The organism is Streptomyces sp. NPDC002573, from assembly GCF_042889625.1.
In the GTDB taxonomy this organism is placed as follows: domain Bacteria; phylum Actinomycetota; class Actinomycetes; order Streptomycetales; family Streptomycetaceae; genus Streptomyces; species Streptomyces gibsoniae.
Genome location: NZ_JBIARC010000007.1, coordinates 150,731 through 170,145, shown reverse-complemented (window position 1 = coordinate 170,145; position 19,415 = coordinate 150,731). Strand labels below are relative to the sequence as shown.

Below are 19,415 nucleotides of genomic sequence, written 5' to 3'. Positions count from 1 at the left end.
GGCGCCCGGAGAGCCCGGGGTGCGCCCGGCGGACGTCAGTGAGCGGCCCTGGTGCCGGACTGGGCCCGGCCGCCCTGGTGGGGAACCTTCGGCCGTGGTGGGGCGGGCGGCGGCGTGCCTGTCTCCTCCCGGCTGGGCGTGGACCGGCTCTCCGCCCAGGCCACCAGCTCCGGGTCCGCCAGGGTGTCCACCCACAGATCCGCCAGGTCCAGGGCCTCGGGGCCGGGATTCCGGCCGACCCCGATCACCCGCAGCCCCGCACCGACGGCCGCCTTCAGGCCGTTGAGCGAGTCCTCGACCGCCAGGGCGTCACCGCACTCCAGGCCCAGGCGCCGTACGGCCTCGGCATAGGTGTCGGGAGACGGCTTCGGCGCGACTCCGGGCTCCGGCACGACGATATGCCGGAAGTGCTGTCTCAGGCCCACGGACTGGAGGCTGAACTCCACGACGTCGGCAGGGCAGTTGCTGGCGACTGCCAGGGGAGCGAACCGGCCCAGGCCTGACACCAGGGCCGGTGCTCCGCGCATCGCCATGGGGCACTGCGCCACCAGTGCGCGGAAGGCGGCCAGGAGTTGCCCGGCCATCTCCTCGCTGCTGTCCGGTTTGCCGATGAGGCGGGCCATGAGGGCGCCGCACTCGGTGTAGTGCAGGCCCTTGCTGCTGTCCGTGAACTCCGGGTCGGGGGCGGTGCCGTTCTCGCGCAGAACGATGTCGCGGGCCTGTTGCCAGTGGCGTTCGGAGTCCACGAGGGTGCCGTCGCAGTCGAAGACGACGGCCTGGGGTGTCCAGTCGAGGATGCGATGGGTGGTCATGTGCGTGCTTGCCGTTCTGGTGCAGGACGGAACTGCCGAAGGGCGGCGCGATCCGCCGGTGGGGGGTTCCGGTGCGCCTATGGGTCGATTCACTGCGGAGAAGAGTGAAACGCGGTGCGACGGTGGCCCGTTCACTCGTGCGGTGGTCGCACACCGCGCACCGCCGTGGTCCCGGGCGCATCCGGAACCAGAAACATAATGAACGCTACGCTCTGTTTGACACGTTGGGGAGAATTGCCGACGCAATACCCACGTGTGGGTGACATCTCAGCGATAGCGGAACATTCCCGTGACGGTCTGCACGCCGCCCTGACGGCAATGGAAAAGAACCGAACGGCCGTACTCGGAACAGTGAATGACGGCGGGCGGCCGGTGTTCCGTGAACCGCAGCGCGGTCATAAGGCAGGAGACCGGCCGCACCAGACGTCCGCCGCTGCGCAGGGCGACGGCCTGCCGTGCCGCCTCCAGCAGGGCCATCCCGGGCACATGGTCCGTGCCGTGGTCGAAGAGGAAGGGGTGGCGGGGGTCGGCGGGATCCAGGAGGACCTCGCCGCCCTCCAGGGAAACGACGACGTCCGACGCCGACTCGAGCCCCAGCAGGGCCGGTTCGGGCCGAGCCCGCCGGTCCGTGCGCTCGGCCGGGGCGGCGCCGCACCTCAGGGCCGCGTACCGTCCGGCGTCGAGGAACCGCGCCCCGCCCGCCGCGTGCGCGAACGCCCGGTCCCCGGCGAGGAACGCGACCCGCATCCGCAGACCGGTCACCGTGCTCCCGCTCCGGTCGCTGTGTACGTCGCTGACGGATGCCAGACAGGTGATCTCGCTGGCGCCGTGGGGCGCCCGGGGCTCGGCCGCCTGGTCGAGCTCGTAGGCCACGTCGTGGATCAGGAAGCGGGCCGTGGGCGGCACGCCGAAGTGGCGCAGCGGAAGGTAGATGCCGAGTTGGCGCAGTGTCTCCACGATCATCCACGGGCTGTGGCGGTCGTCGCGCCCGCGGGGGAACGTGGGATGCGAGCGCGTCCAGGCGGCCGCCGCGCAGAAGCTGAGCGGTCCACAGCGGCGGACATCCGTGAGCAGGACCTCGGCCACCGAGACCCGGTGCACGTATTCGCGCGCCACGGTCCTGGACCAACTCAGCGCGGGACAACAGGCCCCGGAGGCGCCCAGGGTGCACCCGTCGAGCGAATTCCGCGCGCCCCGTATCGGCTGCCGAGAATCCATGTAATACAGCTAATAAGACAATTGTGGGTTCCGCATGCGCGGCCTCGTGTCCGGGCGGCAGGAGGGCTACATTCCTCTCGCGCTCCACCGACAGGCAAAGGAACACACGTGCAGGATCGGGCAGAAGAAACCCGCCGAGCCGTCTTGCGGGCGGCGGCTCACCTGTTCTTCGAACGGGGATACGCGGCGACCAGCATCAATGACATCAGCGAACGGTCCGGCCGCACCAGCGGGGCGATCTATTTCCATTACACCAACAAGGAACAGCTCGCCCTGGCCGTGGTCGAAGCGCACTTCGCCGCCTGGCCCGCGCTGGTGGCGCACCACGAGGCCGCCCTCGAACCGACCCTCCGGAAGCTGGTGCGTCTGAGCTTCGCGGTCGCCCGTGCCTTCCGGGACGACGTCCTCGTCCGCGCGGGCGCCCGGCTCTGGGCCGAGCGCCGATCCATCGCCGTGGAGATGCCCCCGCCCTTCGTCGACTGGATCGCCACGGTCGAGCGCATGCTGACCCAGGCCCGGGTGGAAGGAGATCTCGCTCCGCACGCCGAGCCCAGCCGCGACGCCCCCACCCTGGTCGCCGCGTTCTTCGGGCTGCACACCCTCTCCGACGCCCTCGACGGCCGCGTACTGATCGAGGACCGCCTGGCCGATCTCTGGCTGCTGCTCCTCCCGGGCCTCCAGTCCTGCCCCGCCCCCCGGGCACTGCTCGCCGACGTGGGGGCCGCGCCACGGGCCCGGCGGACGGCCCCCACGCCCTGACGGCCCACCGCACGGCCCGGCATCCCGCCCCGGAGTGATCAGCGGTTGAGAAAGGCCCAGCGCGGGAGCAGCCTGGACGCAGTGCTGCGGATGGGTCCGTCGACGACTCCCGGCGGGGCCCGGACGACAGAGCGAGGGCGACGACATGGCGCAGGGCTCCGCGATACCGGACAGGCACCGTTCCACGAGGCGGGAGCCCGCGCAGGACGCTGGGGTCATCGTGGATCCGCGGGGCACCGTGACCGCACTGAGCCCGGGCATCTGCCGGCTCCTCGGCTACGAGCCGGAGGAACTGGTCGGCCGGGCCGCGACGGAACTGCTCGCCGAGCCCCCGCCGCCGGCCGTCCTGCGCAGCCACGCCCGGCGGGAGACCTGGAGCAGCCGCCTCACCCTCCGGCACCGGGACGGTCACCCGTTGGCGTGGACGCTGCGGGCCGAACCGTTGCGGGACGCGACCGGGAAGACGTACTGGCTCCTCACCGCCGAGGGCGTCGAGCCGTCCGGGCTCCCGAGCGGGAACGTCGGCGAACCGGACACCGCGCTCCTCAAACAGTGGGCGCTGGACCAGTTGCCGCTGCCGATGGCCCTCTACGACCGCAGAGGAGTGCGGCTGGAGGTCAACACCGCCATGCGGCGCGAGTCGGGCCGGCAGGACCACGAACTGCTCGGCTGGCCCATCGGCGAATCGAGGTCCGGGAACACCCTGCTGGAGCTGCAGGGCATCGGCGAGGCCATGACGGAGGTCCTGCGCACCGGACGAACGGTGATGTGCGAGGCACACTCGCCCGGCTCCGACACCGCCGTCGCGCGGGTCTGGCTGCTGTCGCTGTATCCCGTACGCGGCCCCGGCGGCCAGGTCTGCGGCATGTCCGCGGCGGCCGTGGACACCACCGAGCAGTACCGCGCCCGCAGACGCCTGGCCGTCCTCAACGAGGCGGCGCTGCGGATCGGCACCACCCTCGACCTCAGCCGCACCGCCGACGAGCTGGCGGCGGTCGGCACCGACCACTTCGCCGACTTCGTGCTGGTGGACCTGCTCGACAGCGTCCTCAAGGGCGAGGACACGGTCACCGGACCGCACAGCCTCCTGGTGTTCCGCAGAACTGCCCAGCGCTCGGTCCTGGCACGGTGTCCCGAGTCGGTGGTCCCCATCGGGGGCACCTACTCCTATCCGGAGGACTCCCCGCCCGGACGCGCCCTCGCCGCGGGCCGGGGCGCCCTGCACCGCGCCGAGGACATCACGCAGTGGTGGGCGGAGAGCTCACCCGCGCGCGCCCGCAAGATCCGCGAGTTCGGGATCCACTCCTTCATGGCCGTACCGCTGCGGGCCCGCGGGATCACGCTCGGGCTGGCGCTGTTCTTCCGCCACCGCAACCCCACGCCCTTCGAGGCGGACGATCTGCGGCTCGCCGAAGAGCTGAGCGCCCGTGCGGCGGTCCACGTCGACAACGCCCGCCGCTACAGCCAGGAACGCGCCACCGCGCTCGCCCTGCAGCAGACCATCCTTCCGCACCCCGCCCTGCACCACCCCGCCGTCGAGACCGCCTCCCGGTATCTGCCCGCCCACGCCGGTGCCGGCATCGGCGGCGACTGGTTCGACGTCATCCCCCTGTCCGGGGCCAGGGTGGCCCTCGTGGTGGGGGACGTGGTCGGCCACGGCATCACGGCCTCGGCGACCATGGGCCGGCTGTGCACGGCGGTACGCACCCTGGCCGATGTGGACCTGACCCCCGACGAACTGCTCACCCACCTCGACGACCTAGTGCTGCTCATGGACCGCAACGAGGAGGCCGACCCCGGCGGGCGCTCCGCCCCGAGCTCGGGCGAGGTCGGCGCCTCCTGTCTGTACGCGGTGTACGACCCGGTCTCCCGGCGCTGCTCCATGGCCCGGGCCGGCCACCCGCTGCCCGTCCTGGCCACCCCCGACGGCGAGGTGCGCTTCCTGGACCTGCCGGCCGGACCACTGCTGGGCCTCGGCGGCCTGCCGTTCGAGGCCGCCGAGTTCGCCGTCCCGGAAGGCAGCGTCCTCGCCTTCTACACCGACGGGCTGATCGAGTCCCCGGCACGGGACGTGGACGAGGCCTGCGATCTGCTGCGTGCGGCCCTCGCCGACCCCGGCCGTCCGCTGGAGGAGACATGCGACCGGGCGCTCGGCAGTCTGCTGCCCGAGGCCCGCACCGACGACGTCGTGCTCCTGCTGACCCGGACCAGGGCCCTGAGCGCCGACCGCGTGGCCACCTGGGAGCTGCCGTGCGAGCCCTCCGTCGTCGCCCTGGCCCGCGAACTGGCCTGCGAGCGGCTGTCCACCTGGCAGCTCGGGCACACCGCCTTCGTCGCCGAACTGGTGGTCAGCGAGCTGGTCACCAACGCGATCCGCTACGGCTCCCCACCGGTGTATCTACGGCTCATCCGTGACACGGCCCTGATCTGCGAGGTCGGCGATGCCAGCAGCACCGCACCCCATCTGCGGCGGGCCCGCCTGTCCGACGAGGGCGGCCGCGGCCTGCTCATTGTCGCCCAGCTCTCCCAGCGCTGGGGCAGCCGCCACCACCGCTGCGGCAAGACCATCTGGGCCGAACTCCCGCTCACGCCCGAGATGCAGCCGATCTGAACGGTCGAGAATGGGCGCATGACACGAGGGCAGGCGATGACGGTCGGCGTCGACCTGGCCGCGAGCGCACGGCGTACGGCGGTGTGCCGGGTGCTGTGGCCGGACGAGGGCGGCCTGACGGCGGAGTTCGTCGTGCCACGGGACGACGGGGAGCTGCTGGACCTGGTCCGGACGGCGGACAAGACGGGCCTGGACTGCCCGCTGGGCTGGCCGTCGCACTTCGTGGCCACGGTCGCGGCCCATCACCGGGGTGAGCGGTTGCCCGCGCCCGCCAGGTTCACCGAGCGGACGGACGGCAGAGCGGGCCTGGACGCGCTGCGGTTCCGGCTGACCGACGACCTGACCTGGAAGGCGACCGCGATGCGGCCTCCGCTGTCGGTGTCCACCGACCTGCTCGGCGTCGTGGCGCTGAGGGCGGCCCATCTGCTGGACCGCCTCGCCGCCGACGGCGCCGCCGTGCCCCGGGACGGATCAGGACCGGTCGCCGAGGTCTATCCCGCCGCGGCACTGCGGCGGTGGGGGATCCGTCCGGCCCGGAGCTACAAGAGCGGTACCTCCGAGGCGCGTTCCGTCCGGGAGGACATCGTCAGCTCACTCGAAGCGGGCCTGGGAGCGCCCCTGCCCGAGCCGGTGCGCGCGGTCTGCACCGACAGCCACGACCATCTCGACGCGTTCGTCTGCGCCCTGGTCGCGCGCGCCGTCGGCCTCGGGGACACCGGGTGGCCACGCTCCCCGGAGGAACGCGAGGCGGCCCGGCTGGAGGGCTGGATCCATCTGCCCGGCACCGATCTCGCAGCCCTGCGCCGCTGACCGGGTGCCGGACGAGAACCGGCCTACCCGGTCCGGACCGCGAGCAGGGCCACGTCGTCGTGGTCGTCGGGATGGCGCAGCCCGTGCAGCAGAAGGTCGCAGGTCTCCTCCAGGGGCCGTTCCGGCTTGTCGAGGAGGGCCAGGAGCGAGTCGAGCCGGTCGTCGATGGCGTGGTGACGGGTCTCCACGAGACCGTCCGTGTAGAGGATCAGCACGTCGCCCGGGGACAGGTCGACGGTCGTGGTGGTGAACGGCACACCACCCACGCCGAGCGGTGCGCCGGAGGGCAGGTCCAGCAGCGCGGGTTCCCTGCCCGGACGGGCCAGCGCGGGCGGCATATGGCCCGCGTTGGCCAGGTGGCATCGTCTGCTGTGGGGGTCGTACACCGCGTAGACGCAGGTGACGATGTAGTGCTCCAGATCGCAGGTGATCTTGTCGAGATGCTGGAGCACGGTGCCGGGGGCCAGATCCAGGTCCGCGTAGGCGCAGGTGGCGGTGCGCAGCCGGCCCATAGTGGCGGCGGCGTCGATGCCGTTGCCCATGACGTCGCCCACGACGAGCGCGGTCTTGTCGTCGTCGAGCGGGATGACGTCGTACCAGTCCCCGCCGACCTCGCTGGTGGCCTGGGCGGGCTGGTAGCGGTAGGCGAGTTCCAGGCCGGGGTGGTAGGGCGGGTGCTCGGGGAGCAGGCTGCGCTGGAGGGTGAGGGCGGTGTTGCGCACGCTCTGGTACCAGCGGGCGTTGTCCATGGCCACGGCGGCACGGCCGGCCAGCTCGGTGGCGAGGACGACGTCGTCCTGGTCGAAGGGGTGCGGATTGTGGGTGCGTTTGAGGTCGAGAGCGCCGAGCACTTCGCCGCGGGCGATCAGGGGCACCGCCAGATAGGAGTGGACGCCGGCACTGGCGAGGAGGGCGGCGGCGTCGGGATCGCGGGCGATGCGCCGCAGATCCTGGGGGGCGACCTGACGCACCAGGACCGGCCGGCCGGAGTGCACGCACAGGGTGACCAGCCGGTCCCCGTCGTAGGCGGCGAGGTCACCGGGCGGGTCGGCGGCGCGGAGCGCCACGGTGGGATGGGACGCCTTCAGGGCCAGGGCACGGAAGAGCTCCGGGCCGCCTCCCGGCTGCCCCGTGCGGCGGCAGGCCAGGGCGGAGTCCAGGACGTCCACGGCGACCACGTCGGCGAGATCGGGGGTCGCGACCTCGGCCAGCTCGCGGGCGGTCTGCTCCACCTCCAGGGTGGTGCCGACGCGGGCGGAGGCGTCCGCGATCAGGGCCAGGCGCCGCCGGGCACGGTCGGCCTCGATGGCCGCGCGATGCCGCTCGGTGACGTCGACGACCGAGGTGGCCGCGCCGAGGACCCGGCCGCCGGGGTCCTCCAGCCGGTAGAACGACAGGGACCAGGCGTGGTCGGTGTCCGGATCGGCCGGTGTGCGACCGACGGCGTACTGGTCGAGGAGCGGGTCGCCGGTCGCCAGCACCTGGTGCAGGGCGGACTCGACGGTGTCCATGTCGGGGAACGGCAAGACGGTCTCCCGCAGATGGCGGCCGATGTGCTCCGCGGCGGGTATGCCGTCGATGCGCTCCAGCGCCTGGTTGACCAGGAGATAGCGCAGATCGGCGTCCATCAGGGCCAGTCCGATGGGGGACTGGTCGATCAGCCGCTGGCACAGGGCCAGATCGGTCTCGACGCGTTGCATCACGCCGTGGTCGGCTGCGATGCCCAGTGCGTAGACGTCGCCGACTTCGTCGAGGAGCCGCATGTTGCGGAACTCCATCAGGCGGGTGCTGCCGTCCCTGTGCAGGATGGGGAAGGCGCCGGACCAGCTGCGGCCCGTCTCCATCACCTCGGCGAACAGACCGAGAATGGTCTGCAGGTGTTCCGGGCGGACCAGCAGCCGTCCCGCCGTCTCACCGAGGGCCTCCTGCGCCGAGTAGCCGAAGAGATCCTCGGCCTGGGGACTCCAGAACACGATTCGGCCTTTGGTGTCCAGCACCACCGCGGCGATGCTCAGGAGATCCAGCAGGCTGCCGGTCCGGGGCCGGCCCGGGTCGGTTCGGTCGCCGTCGGCCTGGAAGGGTTCGGTTGTCATCCCAGATCTCCCTCCGCCTGCCGGCGCGGCGCGGGGGCCACTCGCCGGTGTCGGTCCACACCCAGGTCCGGCTTCCCGTACTTCCATGCTGCCCCCGGCCGTGCGGCCGTGCCCAGCCCGGAAAGCGGTGGGTGCGTGGTCTTGTACGGGGGGTGATGGTGGCAGGCCCGTACGAAGCGTGGTGGCGGGCGGACGCCTCAGCGGTCGCGGGTCGGTGGCCGGACGGGTCTGAGCCGAGTCTCAGCAGACGACGGCCGCGGCCTCGGTCAGGCCCATGTCCTCGACCAGGCCGCAGACCGCGAACGGGTCGCCGCCCTGGCGCGCCGGGACGACCAGCCCATGTGCGGCGGCGGGCCTGGCGCTTGTGGTGCGACCGGGTGCGTACGGCGCTTGGCGCGGTGTGGACGCGACGGCGGGGCGCCGCCCGGCCCGCACCTGGGTGGCCCGCCGCTCCTGTGGCTCACCGAGGTGGCGGGCGTCGGGAACTGCCGAGCGCTGGGCGGGGACGGGCCGGCGCTCCTCGGAGGAGGAGCGGAGTCCCGCGGGCGAGGAAGGCGCCGACCACGGACGAGACAGGGAACCGGTGTGTACGAGCGCCGCCTCGCCACGCGGGGGCCGTGGCGCCGGGGGACGCGGAGCGATGGGTGCGGGCGCATGGGCGTCGGCTGCCGCGGCCTGCCGACCGCCGGAGTCGTGCCGAACGGTCACGCACCCGGCGGCGAGCAACGCGACGGCGACGGAGAGGAACGTGCGGCGCATCCGCCCACGGTCGCGCACCGACGGCACGGGGGAGCGGCGACGCGCGGGCGAGACACCGGGACGGGTGAGCGGCCCCGGACCGGCGGGGATGTGCAGATCGGTCCGAGCGGTGCCCCGGGGCGCGTCAGGACAGTTGGGACGAGCCCGGGTCGGCCGGCAGTCGTACGGTGAAGCAGGCGCCGCCTTCCGGGCCATGGCCCTGGGCGGTGACGGTGCTCCCGAGGAGCGTGGCCAGACGGTGCGCGAGGGCAAGGCCGAGGCCGCTTCCGACGGCGCGGACGCCCCGGTAGCGCGTTGTGAGGGTGCCGCGTTCGAAGGCGACCGCCACATCCTCCTCGGTGAGCCCGGGGCCCCCGTCGCGGACCTCCAACCGTGCTCCGGTTTCCTCCTGGCACAGTGCCAGCACCAGGGGCCGGCCGGCCGGGGTGACCCGCAGCGCGTTCTCCAGAAGGCCGTCGACGAGCTGGCGTACCCGGAAACCGTCCGTGGTGATCCGTACGGGGTGTCGGGGACGTTCGGCGCGGAAGACCACGTCGTGCCCGGCGCAGCGGGCCGACCAGACGGTCGCGGCCCGGGCCACGAGCGCGTCCAGGTCGACCTCGTCGGTGTCCAGCCGGAAGTCGTCCGCTTCCATGCGGGCCAAGGCGAGCAGATCGCCCACGAACCGCTCCAGCCGCTCCATCTCGCCGCCCAGGATCCGGCCCGCCTCGGGCACCTCGTCGCCGTTGATCACCTTGTCGGCCAGCGCCTCGGCATAGCCCCGTACGGTGGTCAGCGGGGTGCGGATCTCGTGCGAGACCGACATCAGGAAGTCCCGCTGCCGCTGCTCGCTGTGGGCCAGCGCCGCGTCCAGCGAGTTGAGGGCGGTGGCCAGTTCGGCGACCTCGGCAGGACCTTCCACCGGTACCCGAAGGCCACGCTCGCCCTCGGACAGCCGATGAGCGGTACGGGCGGCCGACACGAGCGGGCGGGCCAGACGCCGGGCCAGCAGCGCCCCCGCCAGGGCTGCACCGGACAGTCCGAGACCCAGGGGCAGCACCAGGGCACCGCGCATCCGGTCCGCGGCCTCGTCCACGGAACTCATGGGCCGGGTCAGCACCAGTCCGCCGCCCGTGCGCGCCGGAACCCCCTCCACCAGCACGTCCTGCCCGTCCAGGAACCCGGTGCCGGACACGTCCCGCCCCGCGAGCAGCGTCGTACGCCAGGCGGCGCCGACCACGGGCGCCGCCGGGCCCTGCACCGCGCCGGCGGTGCCGACGAGGGCGAGTTCGGTGCCGTTCGGGCCCGCGATGAGCTGCTGCCGGTCCAGCATCAGGGATGCCAGCGCGGGGGTGCGGGCCATGACCTCCGCCTGACGGGAGAGCTGGTCGCGCTCCTGGGACTCGGCGGTGGAGCGGATCGTCCGCCAGGCGAAGAGAGCCGTCACCAGTACGGCGACCGCCGCCACGGCGGTGGTCAGCAGCACAACGCTCCCGGCCAGGGCGGCGCGGCGGCGCATCGGAGTCACCGGCCGGTGTCCGCGACGCCGTACCCCACTCCGCGCACGGTGCGGATCGGGCTCGCGTCGCCGAGCTTGGCGCGCAGTTGGGAGACGTAGACGTCGATCATGCGCGTGTCCCGGTAGCCGGCGTATCCCCAGACCCGTGCGAGGAGCTGGTCGCGGGAGAACACCTGCCCGGGGTGGCGCATCAGTTCGGCGAGCAGATTGAACTCGGTGGTCGTCAGCTCCACCGGGCGGTCGTCCACCTGAAGGGTGCGGCGCCCGGTGTCCAGCGCGAGCCGGCCCACCCGGCGCACGGTCTCCCGCTCCGGGCCCGCGGCGCGCCGCAGCAGGCTCTTGACCCGGGCGACGAGCTCGTGCGGGGAGAACGGCTTGGTGAGGTAGTCGTCGGCGCCCAGCTCAAGCCCGAGGATGCGGTCGGTGACCTCGTCCCGGGCGGTCACGAACACCACGGGAGTCCAGTCGCCGTCCTCGCGCAGCCGTCTGCACACCTCCATGCCGTCCATACCGGGCAGGGCGATGTCCAGCACGATCGCCACCGGGCGCATCCGGCGGACGGCGGTGAGCGCCCCGTCGCCGTCGGCTTCGACGTGCACACCGAAGCCCTCCCGGGCCAGATAGCGCCGTTGCAGCTCGGCGATGTGCGGCTCGTCCTCGACGACCAGGACGAGCCCCTTGTTCTCCGGCATGTTCCTCTCTCCTCGCACCCCGGTCCGGGCTCTCCCCGCACCCGGGCCCGGAGGCCGACCCGGGGCCGCGGGACGCTCGATGCTAACCAGCGCCGCCCGCCCGGACCTCGGCGGGAGCCGATCCTTACATCGCCCGAACAATCACCGAACCTCCCGCTCGTACGCCTCCGTCACCCTGGGGCCGAGACCGAACGTCCGGAGGACCACGTGAACAGCAGCGGCACCGCCGCCTCCCCGCCCCGCCGGACGCCGTGTCCGGTGGACGACGACCGCATGCCCGCCCAGGCCGGCGCACCGGCGCGACCGGTGCCCGTACGGGGCGCCATAGCGGGGAGGGAGAGCTGAGTATGGCGTTCCCGCACCTGTGGGCCGGACCGGGTCCGACCGCCCCCGCTCCGACCGCGCGACTCGCCGACGCGGCCGCGTCCGGCACCGGCTCCGGAACGCGCGCGCTCCTCGTCCTGGGCATCGTCACGGCCGCCGCACTGCTCCTGTCCGTGACGCTGTTCCTCCTCCGCACCCGCCGTACCCGCCCGCCCGCCGACGCCCCTCGCCCCCGCCCGGCCGTGGGCCGCCTGCATCTGCTCGGCTTCTGGTGTGCGCGCCGGCCGTGGTGGGTTCTCGGCACCTGGCTGCTGGTCACCCTGGCCGCGCTCGGCGCCGACCAGACCTGGGGCGGCTCGTACGACGACGACTTCTCGCTGCCCGGCACCTCGGTGCAGACCGGCGCCGACCTGCTGGACACGCACGGCTCGGCCGCCGTGCGCGGCACCGCCTCACCGGTCGTGCTGCACCCCGACCACGGATTGCTCGCCGCGCACCGGACGGCCGTCGAACAGGCCGTCGCCGCCCTGCGGAAGCTGCCCGAGGTGACAGCCGTGGCCGATCCGCTCGCGACGCCCGGCGCGGTCTCCGCCGACGGCTCCACGGGCATGGCAACCGTCCACTTCGCCCGCAACCCCGTCCGCTTCGAGACGTCGTACCTCGACGGGGTCGACGACGCCGTGCACCCGCTGCGCGCGGACGGCGTCGAGGTGGAGTACGGCGGCCCCCTGGGGAGGCTCGCGCGGCCCAAGGCCGCGGACCGGCTGTCGGAGGCGATCGGTCTCGTCACCGCCGTGGTCGTTCTGCTGACCGGCTTCGGCAGCCTCGCCGCGGCCGGACTCCCGCTGCTCACCGCCGTGATCGGGCTGCTGACCGGCGTCTGCCTCCTCGGACTGCTGGCCGCCGCCTGGACGTTCGGCACCGCCGCGCCGACGCTCGCCACGATGATGGGCCTGGGCGTGGGCATCGACTACGCCCTGTTTCTCGTCACCCGCCACCGACGGCTGCTGCACGACGTCGACGACCCGGCCGAGGCCGCGGGCCGGGCCGTGGCGACCAGTGGCCGCGCCGTGATCGTCGCCGCTACGACGGTGGCACTGGCGCTCGGCGGCCTCTACGCGTCCGGCGTGGGCTTCATCGGCACCCTCGGCATCGCCGCCGGCCTGACCGTCGTCGTGGCCGCCGTCGCCGCGCTCAGCCTCACCCCGGCCCTGCTGGGCGTCGCCGGCCGCCGTATCGACCGCTGGCGGGTGCGCCCGCCGGTCGACGAGCCCAACGGGACCGCCGACACCTGGCACCGCTGGGCCGGCTTCGTGGGCCGCCGCCCCTGGGCGTTCCTCGTCGGCGGCGTCCTGGTCCTGGCGGTGCTCGCCGTGCCCGCCGCGTCGATGCGCCTGGGCCACATCGACGACGGTGCCGACCCGACCGGCTACACCGACCGCCGCGCCTACGACCTGATCGACGACGGCTTCGGGCCCGGCACCAACGGCCAGTTCACCGTCGTCGCCGCCCTCGACCGCCACCGCACCGAGGGCCCCGACACGATCCTGGCCCTGTCCGCCACCCTGCACAACGCCCTCGCCCGAACCCCAGGCGTCGCCCAGGTGTCCACCCCCGTCGCCACCGACGACCGGGCCCTGCTGGTCGCCACCGTCACCCCCACCACCGGCCCCCAGGACCGGGCCACCTCCGATCTGCTGCACCGGCTGCAGAACGACGTCCTCCCCGGCACACTGGCCGACTCCGGCGCGGTGGGCCATGTCACCGGCACGACCGCGGCCCAACTCACCTTCCGGGACGTGGTGGTGGACCGGCTGCCGGTCATCATCGCGGTCGTGGTCGCGGCGGCCTTCCTGTTGCTGCTCACCGTCTTCCGCAGCCCGGTCGTCGCGCTTAAGGCGGCCATCCTCAACCTGCTGTCCATCGGCGCCGCCTACGGCGTCGTCGTGACGGTCTTCCAATGGGGCTGGGGCGCCTCGCTCCTCGGCGTGCCGGAGCCGGTGCCGGTCGAGTCCTACGTCCCGATGATGATGTTCGCGATCGTCTTCGGGCTGTCCATGGACTACGAGGTATTCCTGCTGTCCCGCATCCGGGAGTCCTGGCTGCACACCGGCGACAACCGTCGCAGCGTCGCCGCCGGACTGGCCGGCACCGCCCGGGTCATCACCTGTGCCGCCCTCATCATGACGAGCGTCTTCCTGGCCTTCCTGCTCTCCACCAACGTGGTCATCAAGATGCTGGCCCTGGGCCTCGGCGTCAGCGTCGTCATCGACGCCACGCTGGTCCGGCTCGTCCTGGTGCCGTCCACCATGTATCTGCTCGGCCGGGCCAACTGGTGGCTCCCCCAGTGGCTCGACCGGATCCTGCCCCGCTTCGACCCCGAGGGCCCGTCACCCGCTCCCCTCCCGGACCCGACGGCGGCAGACACCCGGGACACGGCCCCCACCGCCCCGGCGAAAGACCGGTGACGATGAGCCGCCCACCGACCCCGACGACGGTGATGCGCTCGCTCCTACGGTGCCACCGCACCGTCACCGCGCTCGCCCTCGCGCTGCTGCTCACCGCCGCCGGCGCCGAACTCACCGCCCGCACCCTGCTCCACGCCCGCCTGGCCACCGTGGCCGGAAGAGTCCTGGGCAAGGGCAGTTGCATCCGTGTCGAGGGCGGACCGGCCCTGCTCGACCTCTGGGAACGGCACCTGGACGCCGTGACCGTACGCAGCGAGCACGCACGGCTCGGCCGCATCCCCGACGTGGCCGTACGGGCGCGCCTCGACGACATCCGTCTGACGGATGGGCAGGCCGGCACCGTCGCCCGCACCCACGCCGAGGTCGCGGTGCCCGCGGCCTCGCTGCAGGCCCTGGCCGCCGCGTCCGGCACCAGGATCCCGGTCACCGGCGTCCGCCCCGACCCCGGGGCCGGCACCATCACCCTCGATCTGGGCCAGAGCGGCCTGGCCCAGGTGACCCTGCGGCCCCGGCTGAAGGACGGTCGCGTGACGCTCGCAGTCGACAGCGCGGAGGTCCTGGGCGGCCCCGCCCCCGTCGCGCTCGTCGACCGCATCCGCGACACGCTGTCCGACCGCAGTGGCACCGACTATCCGCTGGGCCTCAAGGCCACGGCGCTCGACGTCACCGCATCCGGTCTCGATGTGACCCTGGCCGGAGGACACGCTCGACTGCCGGCACGGAACAACACCCTTTGAGCACGCCGTCGGTGCCGCGGTGGCCGACGGCCTACTCGGTCCGCTCCGCCGCCGCGGTGTCGTCGGCCGACGCGGCCTTCTCCTCGGCCTTGTCAGCGGCCTTCTCCGTGGCCTTCTCCGGGGTGCTGTAGAAGACCGAGGCCCCCTGCTTGCTGCGCTGCGCCTGGTTCTTGGCCACGAGGCCTTCGAGCGTCGTGCGGATCACGGTGGTCTTGATGGCGCGCTCGGGACGGACCTGGCCGAGGCCCGTGGCGATCTCGGCGGCGGAGCGGGGTTCGCTCTGCTCGGAGAGGTGACGGCGGACCAGCTCGACCAGCGTGGGCTCGGACGCCTTCGCCTCGGCCGCCGTCGTCTCGGTGGGCTTCGCCTCGGCCGGCTTGGCCGCGGCCTTCTTGGCCGGCTTCTTGGCGGCGGTCTTCGCGGCCGCGCCACGACCGCGCGCAGGGGCGGTCTTCTCCGGCTTCGCCTGCTTGTCCGTACCGGACTTGGCGGCGGGCTTCCTGCGGGCAGCGGGCACGGTGGCACGGTCCTCCGTCACCGGAGGCGCGATCTGAGGCGGCGTCAGACCGAGAGCCTGCTGCATGTTCACCAGTACCACGTGGTCGTGCTGCAGACCGGCCAGTTGCTGCTGCAGTGCGGTGATCTCCGCGCTGACGCGGTCCTGCTCCTTCACATTGCGTTCGAGGTCGTCGGTCACCTGCGCGGAGTACTGCGATGTCAGATCGGTGGCGGAGGTGGTGGTCTCGGACATGAGGTCGACCTTTCTCGGGTTCTTGTGGTGCGGCGCGGAAAGCCACAAGCACATGTTCTGGGGCTGGCATCCGTGTGACGGCGGCGATAACTACGCGAATACCCCAGCTTAGTGATGGTACGGATGAGTGGAGCTTCTTGCTCTGATGGAGTCATGTCTTTTCCGCGAGCTCAGCTTGAGGATTCAGGCTGTGCGTCGCCTTGCGGGTACATGTGTGCGAGCCGCCGGAGAGCCGGAACGGTGTGCCGGCCCTTCCTCCTCGCCGACGTCCGCCCTCAGTCCGACGAGGGCGTCAGCGCGGCCAGCAGCACGGTTCGGTCGTCGGTGCCACCGGTGACCGAGGTGTGATGCAGAATCCGTTCACACCATGTGTGCAGGGTGCCGGAGGCCGTGAGGTCGGCGGAGGCGTCAACGGCTTGGGCGAAGAGGCCTGCTAGGCGGGTGATGCCCTGGTCGATGTCGGATTGACGCGACTCGACCATGCCGTCGCTGTAGAGCAGGAGCAGTGCCGGTTCGGGCACCTTGAGCACTGTGGGTTCGTAGGTGCCGGTGCCCAGTCCCAGCGGCAGGCCCGGGCTGGTGAGCGTGACGGGTGCGGCCTTCCCGTCCGGACCTCGGATCAGCGGGGGAGGGTGACCGGCCCCGACGAGGGTGCAGGTGTGGTGTTGTGCGTCCCACTCGGCGTACATGCACGTGGCGAAGGAGGCACCGGGGATGTCAGAGGCAAGTGTGTCGAGCCTGCGCACCAACTCGGCGGGGGAGATGTCGATACCCGCCAGGGTGCGGGCGGCCGTGCGTAGTTGAATCATCGCCACGGCCGACTCCGGGCCGTGCCCCATGGCGTCGCCGACGACCAGACCGATACGGCCGCCCGGCCGCGGCAGCACGTCGAACCAGTCGCCGCCGATGACGGTGTCGTAGCCGGCGGGCACATAGGCGTGGCTGATGTGGCAGCCGTCGAACGAGTGGGCGGTGGCGGGCAGCAGGCTCTGCCGGATGGCCAGCGCGGTCCGGCGCTCGCGTTCGTAGCGGCGCGCGTTGTCCAGAGCCACACAGGCCCGCGCGGCGAGCGCCTCCACGGCCGCGGTGTCGTCCGACAGGAAGCGGGCCCGGTCCGGGCCGCGACCGCAGACCACGAAGCCGACGGCGGCACCCCGCAGATGCAGGGGCACGACCAGGAAGGAGGCCGTCCGGAGCAGGCGGCCGATACGGGCGTCGTCCCCGCTCGACACGCGCAGCCGCTCGGAGGTGTGGGCGTCGACCGCGTCCAGCAGCTGCGGACGCCTGGTGGCCAGGGAACGCGCGTACGGTGTCTCACGCGGGAAGACGATCACCTCGCCGACCGGCAGTATGCCCTCCCACGTCGCGGAGGCCTCCGCTCCCACGCGCAGCGCCAGCCGACGGGCCTCGACGTGGGGCGGATCCCCGGCCGGGTACGCGTTCTCCTCGACGAGCCAGCGTTCCAGCAGATAGACCGACGCCGCGTCGCAGAAGCCGGGGGTCAGCGCCTGCACGATATGACGACCCGTCAGATGAAGGTCGAGCTCCGACCCGATGACATCGGCCCCGGGTGAGAAGGCTGGCCGACGGCCCGAGCGGGCGGCGGCCGGTGCTGCGTCGAGATGGCTGCGCGCTTGGTTCCGCAGGGTCGTGCCTTTCCGGGTGGGGCCGGTTGTGACCGCTCGGCAACGGCATTGCCCCGCCGCGGTTCAGACCGCAACTATATGATGGAACATCAAGATCATTGTGCGAGGGGAGAGTTGCTGTGCTGGGTGATGAGTTCCTCCCCAAGGGTGTCGACGCCGGCAAGGCCAGCGTGGCCCGGATGTACGACGCCATGCTGGGCGGGGAGCACAATTTCGCGATCGACCGGGAGGCTCTCGCGGCCTTCACCGCCATCGACCCGCAGGTGCGCACCCTGGCGCGGGCCAACCGCGCCTTCCTCCAGAGGGCGGTGCGCTTTCTGATAGAGGCCGGGGTGCGGCAGTTCATAGACCTCGGCTCCGGCATCCCCACCCAGGGAAACGTCCATGAGGTGGCGCAGTCGGTCGCCCCGGGGGCGCGCGTGGTGTACGTGGACAACGACCCGGTGGCCGTGGCGCACAGCGCCTCCCTGCTCGGCGGCAACCCGGACGCGGTCATCGTCGACGCCGACATCCGCCGGCCGGCCGACATCCTGTCCTCCCCGCAGGTGCGGAAGCTCATCGACTTCGACCAGCCCGTCGCCGTACTGATGGTCACCATCCTGCACTTCATCACGGCAGAGGAGGATCCGGCCGACATCGTCGCCGCCTTCCGCGACGCCCTTCCCGACGACGGCTGGCTGGCGCTCACCCATGCCACCAACGAGGACCGCCCGGACACCGCCGCCGCGGTGGGGCAGCTGTACAGATCCAGGGCCACCTCGCCGGTCACCGCGCGTTCCCGCGCCGAGATCCTCACCCTGTTCGACGGCTTCGACCTGGTCGAGCCCGGCCTGGTCCATGTGCCCCTGTGGCGCCCCGGCCCGAGCGACACGATCCCGGACAACCCGTCGGAGTACTGGGTGTACGCGGGCGTCGGCCGCAAGCGTCCCTGACCCGAGCCGGGCACCCGCCGGGTTCGGAGCCCCGAGCGGGCCGCGTGTGCGCCGGCCGGGCATGCGTCGGCAGGTCGGGGAGCGCATCCTTGACTTCGAGCGCACTCCACGTCATAGCGTCCACGGCATGGCCCCACCGGGCTCCGTGCCGCCGGGACGCCGGTGCGCGGCATCCACGACTCCGGCGAGTCGGAGGAGCGCGGTGAGGCAGCGAAGACCACGATCGCAGGGAAAGTCTGGAGACGATCATGAAGCAGCGCAGGCTCCGGGACCTCGAGGTGTCCGCCATCGGTCTCGGCTGCATGGGGATGTCCGCCTTCTACGGCTCGGCCGACGAGGAAGAGGGCGTCAGGACCATCCAGCGCGCCCTCGAGCTGGGCATCGACTTCCTCGACACCGCGCAGATGTACGGCCCGCTGACCAATGAGTCACTGGTCGGCCGTGCGATCAAGGGGCGCCGTGACGCCTATGTGATCGCTACGAAGTTCAATTACCGCATGGACAACGCCGTCCCGGGCGACATGAGCACGGTCGGGCCGCAGGACGGTTCCGCGGAGCACGTACGCAGCTCGGTCCACGGTTCGCTGAAGCGGCTCGGGACCGACTACATCGACCTCTACTACCAGCACCGGGTCGACCCCAAGGTGCCGATCGAGGAGACCGTGGGCGCGCTCGCGGAGCTGGTCGCGGAGGGCAAGGTGCGCCACATCGGCCTGAGCGAGGCCGCCGCGGAGACGATCCGCCGTGCGCACGCCGTCCACCCGATCACGGCCGTGCAGACCGAGTACTCGCTGTGGACGCGCGACCCCGAGGCCGAGGTACTGCCCACCTGCCGTGAGCTGGGCATCGGGTTCGTGCCCTACTCCCCGCTCGGCCGCGGCTTCCTGGCCGGCCGGTTCGCCTCTCCCGAAGACCTCGACGAGGGCGACTTCCGGCGCACCGGTCCGCGCTTCACGGGAGACAACCTCAAGGCGAACCTCAGGCTCGCGGAGAAGGTGAAGGAGATCGCGCAGGAGAAGGGCGTCACCCCGGCGCAGCTCGCGATCGCCTGGGTGCTGGCCCAGGGCGAGGACCTGGTCCCGATCCCGGGCACCAAGCGCCGCACCTACCTGGAGCAGAACGCGGCCGCGGCGGACGTCGAGCTGACGAAGGACGACCTCGCGCGCATCGAGGCGGAACTGCCGAAGGTCGCGGGGGAGCGCTACGACGAGGCGGGCATGCGGACCGTGAACCGCTAGGCGGTCCCTTCCGGCTTCGAGCGGGGGTCCCCAGAGCTCTTCGAGCGGGGGCCCCCGTCGTGCCTAC

Annotated in this window: 15 protein-coding genes; 7 read left to right on the top strand and 8 right to left on the bottom strand. The window is 72.4% G+C overall.

Annotated features, from left to right (window positions below; genetic code table 11):
• Positions 1–35: 35 nt before the first annotated feature.
• Positions 36–812 carry an HAD family hydrolase gene (locus tag ACFYX0_RS09860; RefSeq protein WP_388968584.1) on the bottom strand — a complete coding sequence of 259 codons (777 nt, stop codon included), beginning with the start codon at positions 810–812 and terminating at the stop codon, positions 36–38.
• Between the two features lie 267 nt (positions 813–1,079).
• Positions 1,080–1,928, bottom strand: coding sequence for a ScbA/BarX family gamma-butyrolactone biosynthesis protein (locus ACFYX0_RS09855; RefSeq protein ID WP_388968581.1), 849 nt, complete (start codon positions 1,926–1,928; stop codon positions 1,080–1,082).
• Between the two features lie 210 nt (positions 1,929–2,138).
• Between ACFYX0_RS09855 and ACFYX0_RS09850 the strand changes: the two genes are divergently transcribed.
• The 3 genes from ACFYX0_RS09850 to ACFYX0_RS09840 all read left to right on the top strand — a co-directional run bounded on the left by ACFYX0_RS09850 (position 2,139) and on the right by ACFYX0_RS09840 (position 6,210).
• Positions 2,139–2,789, top strand: coding sequence for a ScbR family autoregulator-binding transcription factor (locus ACFYX0_RS09850; RefSeq protein ID WP_388968578.1), 651 nt, complete (start codon positions 2,139–2,141; stop codon positions 2,787–2,789).
• A gap of 145 nt (positions 2,790–2,934) precedes the next feature.
• Entirely contained in the window at positions 2,935–5,400 is a 2,466-nt protein-coding gene (locus ACFYX0_RS09845; protein WP_388968575.1) for a SpoIIE family protein phosphatase, read from the top strand.
• A gap of 18 nt (positions 5,401–5,418) precedes the next feature.
• Positions 5,419–6,210 carry a DUF429 domain-containing protein gene (locus ACFYX0_RS09840; protein ID WP_388968572.1) on the top strand — a complete coding sequence of 264 codons (792 nt, stop codon included), beginning with the start codon at positions 5,419–5,421 and terminating at the stop codon, positions 6,208–6,210.
• A gap of 23 nt (positions 6,211–6,233) precedes the next feature.
• Here ACFYX0_RS09840 and ACFYX0_RS09835 read toward each other — a convergent pair whose 3' ends face one another.
• The 4 genes from ACFYX0_RS09835 to ACFYX0_RS09820 all read right to left on the bottom strand — a co-directional run bounded on the left by ACFYX0_RS09835 (position 6,234) and on the right by ACFYX0_RS09820 (position 11,252).
• On the bottom strand, positions 6,234–8,303 hold the full coding sequence (locus ACFYX0_RS09835) for a SpoIIE family protein phosphatase (protein WP_388968569.1): 2,070 nt from the start codon (positions 8,301–8,303) through the stop codon (positions 6,234–6,236).
• A gap of 240 nt (positions 8,304–8,543) precedes the next feature.
• Entirely contained in the window at positions 8,544–9,062 is a 519-nt protein-coding gene (locus ACFYX0_RS09830; RefSeq protein WP_388968566.1) for a hypothetical protein, read from the bottom strand.
• 124 nt (positions 9,063–9,186) lie between these two features.
• Entirely contained in the window at positions 9,187–10,560 is a 1,374-nt protein-coding gene (locus ACFYX0_RS09825; protein WP_388968563.1) for a sensor histidine kinase, read from the bottom strand.
• Between the two features lie 5 nt (positions 10,561–10,565).
• On the bottom strand, positions 10,566–11,252 hold the full coding sequence (locus ACFYX0_RS09820) for a response regulator transcription factor (protein WP_355914726.1): 687 nt from the start codon (positions 11,250–11,252) through the stop codon (positions 10,566–10,568).
• Positions 11,253–11,599: 347 nt separating this feature from the next.
• Between ACFYX0_RS09820 and ACFYX0_RS09815 the strand changes: the two genes are divergently transcribed.
• The gene (locus ACFYX0_RS09815; RefSeq protein ID WP_388968560.1) at positions 11,600–14,044 is read left to right on the top strand and encodes an MMPL family transporter; all 2,445 of its coding nucleotides are present in this window, start codon (positions 11,600–11,602) and stop codon (positions 14,042–14,044) included.
• Positions 14,045–14,046: 2 nt separating this feature from the next.
• On the top strand, positions 14,047–14,781 hold the full coding sequence (locus ACFYX0_RS09810; RefSeq protein WP_388968557.1) for an LmeA family phospholipid-binding protein: 735 nt from the start codon (positions 14,047–14,049) through the stop codon (positions 14,779–14,781).
• A gap of 31 nt (positions 14,782–14,812) precedes the next feature.
• On the opposite strand, the gene ACFYX0_RS09805 is transcribed toward ACFYX0_RS09810, so the two are convergent.
• Positions 14,813–15,532: a hypothetical protein gene (locus ACFYX0_RS09805; RefSeq protein ID WP_388968554.1), complete on the bottom strand. Its 720-nt coding sequence runs from the start codon at positions 15,530–15,532 to the stop codon at positions 14,813–14,815.
• Between the two features lie 275 nt (positions 15,533–15,807).
• Positions 15,808–17,046 (bottom strand): PP2C family protein-serine/threonine phosphatase, encoded by a 1,239-nt coding sequence (locus tag ACFYX0_RS09800; RefSeq protein ID WP_388968551.1) that lies wholly within the window; start codon positions 17,044–17,046, stop codon positions 15,808–15,810.
• Positions 17,047–17,297: 251 nt separating this feature from the next.
• On the opposite strand from ACFYX0_RS09800, the gene ACFYX0_RS09795 reads away from it, so the two are divergent.
• A complete protein-coding gene (locus tag ACFYX0_RS09795) occupies positions 17,298–18,110 on the top strand; it encodes an SAM-dependent methyltransferase (RefSeq protein ID WP_388968548.1) in 813 nt (270 codons plus the stop codon).
• A gap of 248 nt (positions 18,111–18,358) precedes the next feature.
• Positions 18,359–19,348: an aldo/keto reductase gene (locus tag ACFYX0_RS09790; RefSeq protein WP_388968545.1), complete on the top strand. Its 990-nt coding sequence runs from the start codon at positions 18,359–18,361 to the stop codon at positions 19,346–19,348.
• Positions 19,349–19,415 lie beyond the last annotated feature (67 nt).

Excerpts from the sequence above, each read along its gene's own strand:
- ACFYX0_RS09815 (WP_388968560.1), top strand. The coding sequence starts at position 11,600 with ATGGCGTTCCCGCACCTGTGGGCCGGACCGGGTCCGACCGCCCCCGCT.
- ACFYX0_RS09825 (WP_388968563.1), bottom strand. The coding sequence starts at position 10,560 with ATGCGCCGCCGCGCCGCCCTGGCCGGGAGCGTTGTGCTGCTGACCACC.
- ACFYX0_RS09805 (WP_388968554.1), bottom strand. The coding sequence starts at position 15,532 with ATGTCCGAGACCACCACCTCCGCCACCGATCTGACATCGCAGTACTCC.
- ACFYX0_RS09840 (WP_388968572.1), top strand. The coding sequence starts at position 5,419 with ATGACACGAGGGCAGGCGATGACGGTCGGCGTCGACCTGGCCGCGAGC.
- ACFYX0_RS09830 (WP_388968566.1), bottom strand. The coding sequence starts at position 9,062 with ATGCGCCGCACGTTCCTCTCCGTCGCCGTCGCGTTGCTCGCCGCCGGG.
- ACFYX0_RS09860 (WP_388968584.1), bottom strand. The coding sequence starts at position 812 with ATGACCACCCATCGCATCCTCGACTGGACACCCCAGGCCGTCGTCTTC.
- ACFYX0_RS09790 (WP_388968545.1), top strand. The coding sequence starts at position 18,359 with ATGAAGCAGCGCAGGCTCCGGGACCTCGAGGTGTCCGCCATCGGTCTC.
- ACFYX0_RS09835 (WP_388968569.1), bottom strand. The coding sequence starts at position 8,303 with ATGACAACCGAACCCTTCCAGGCCGACGGCGACCGAACCGACCCGGGC.
- ACFYX0_RS09810 (WP_388968557.1), top strand. The coding sequence starts at position 14,047 with ATGAGCCGCCCACCGACCCCGACGACGGTGATGCGCTCGCTCCTACGG.
- ACFYX0_RS09845 (WP_388968575.1), top strand. The coding sequence starts at position 2,935 with ATGGCGCAGGGCTCCGCGATACCGGACAGGCACCGTTCCACGAGGCGG.
- ACFYX0_RS09820 (WP_355914726.1), bottom strand. The coding sequence starts at position 11,252 with ATGCCGGAGAACAAGGGGCTCGTCCTGGTCGTCGAGGACGAGCCGCAC.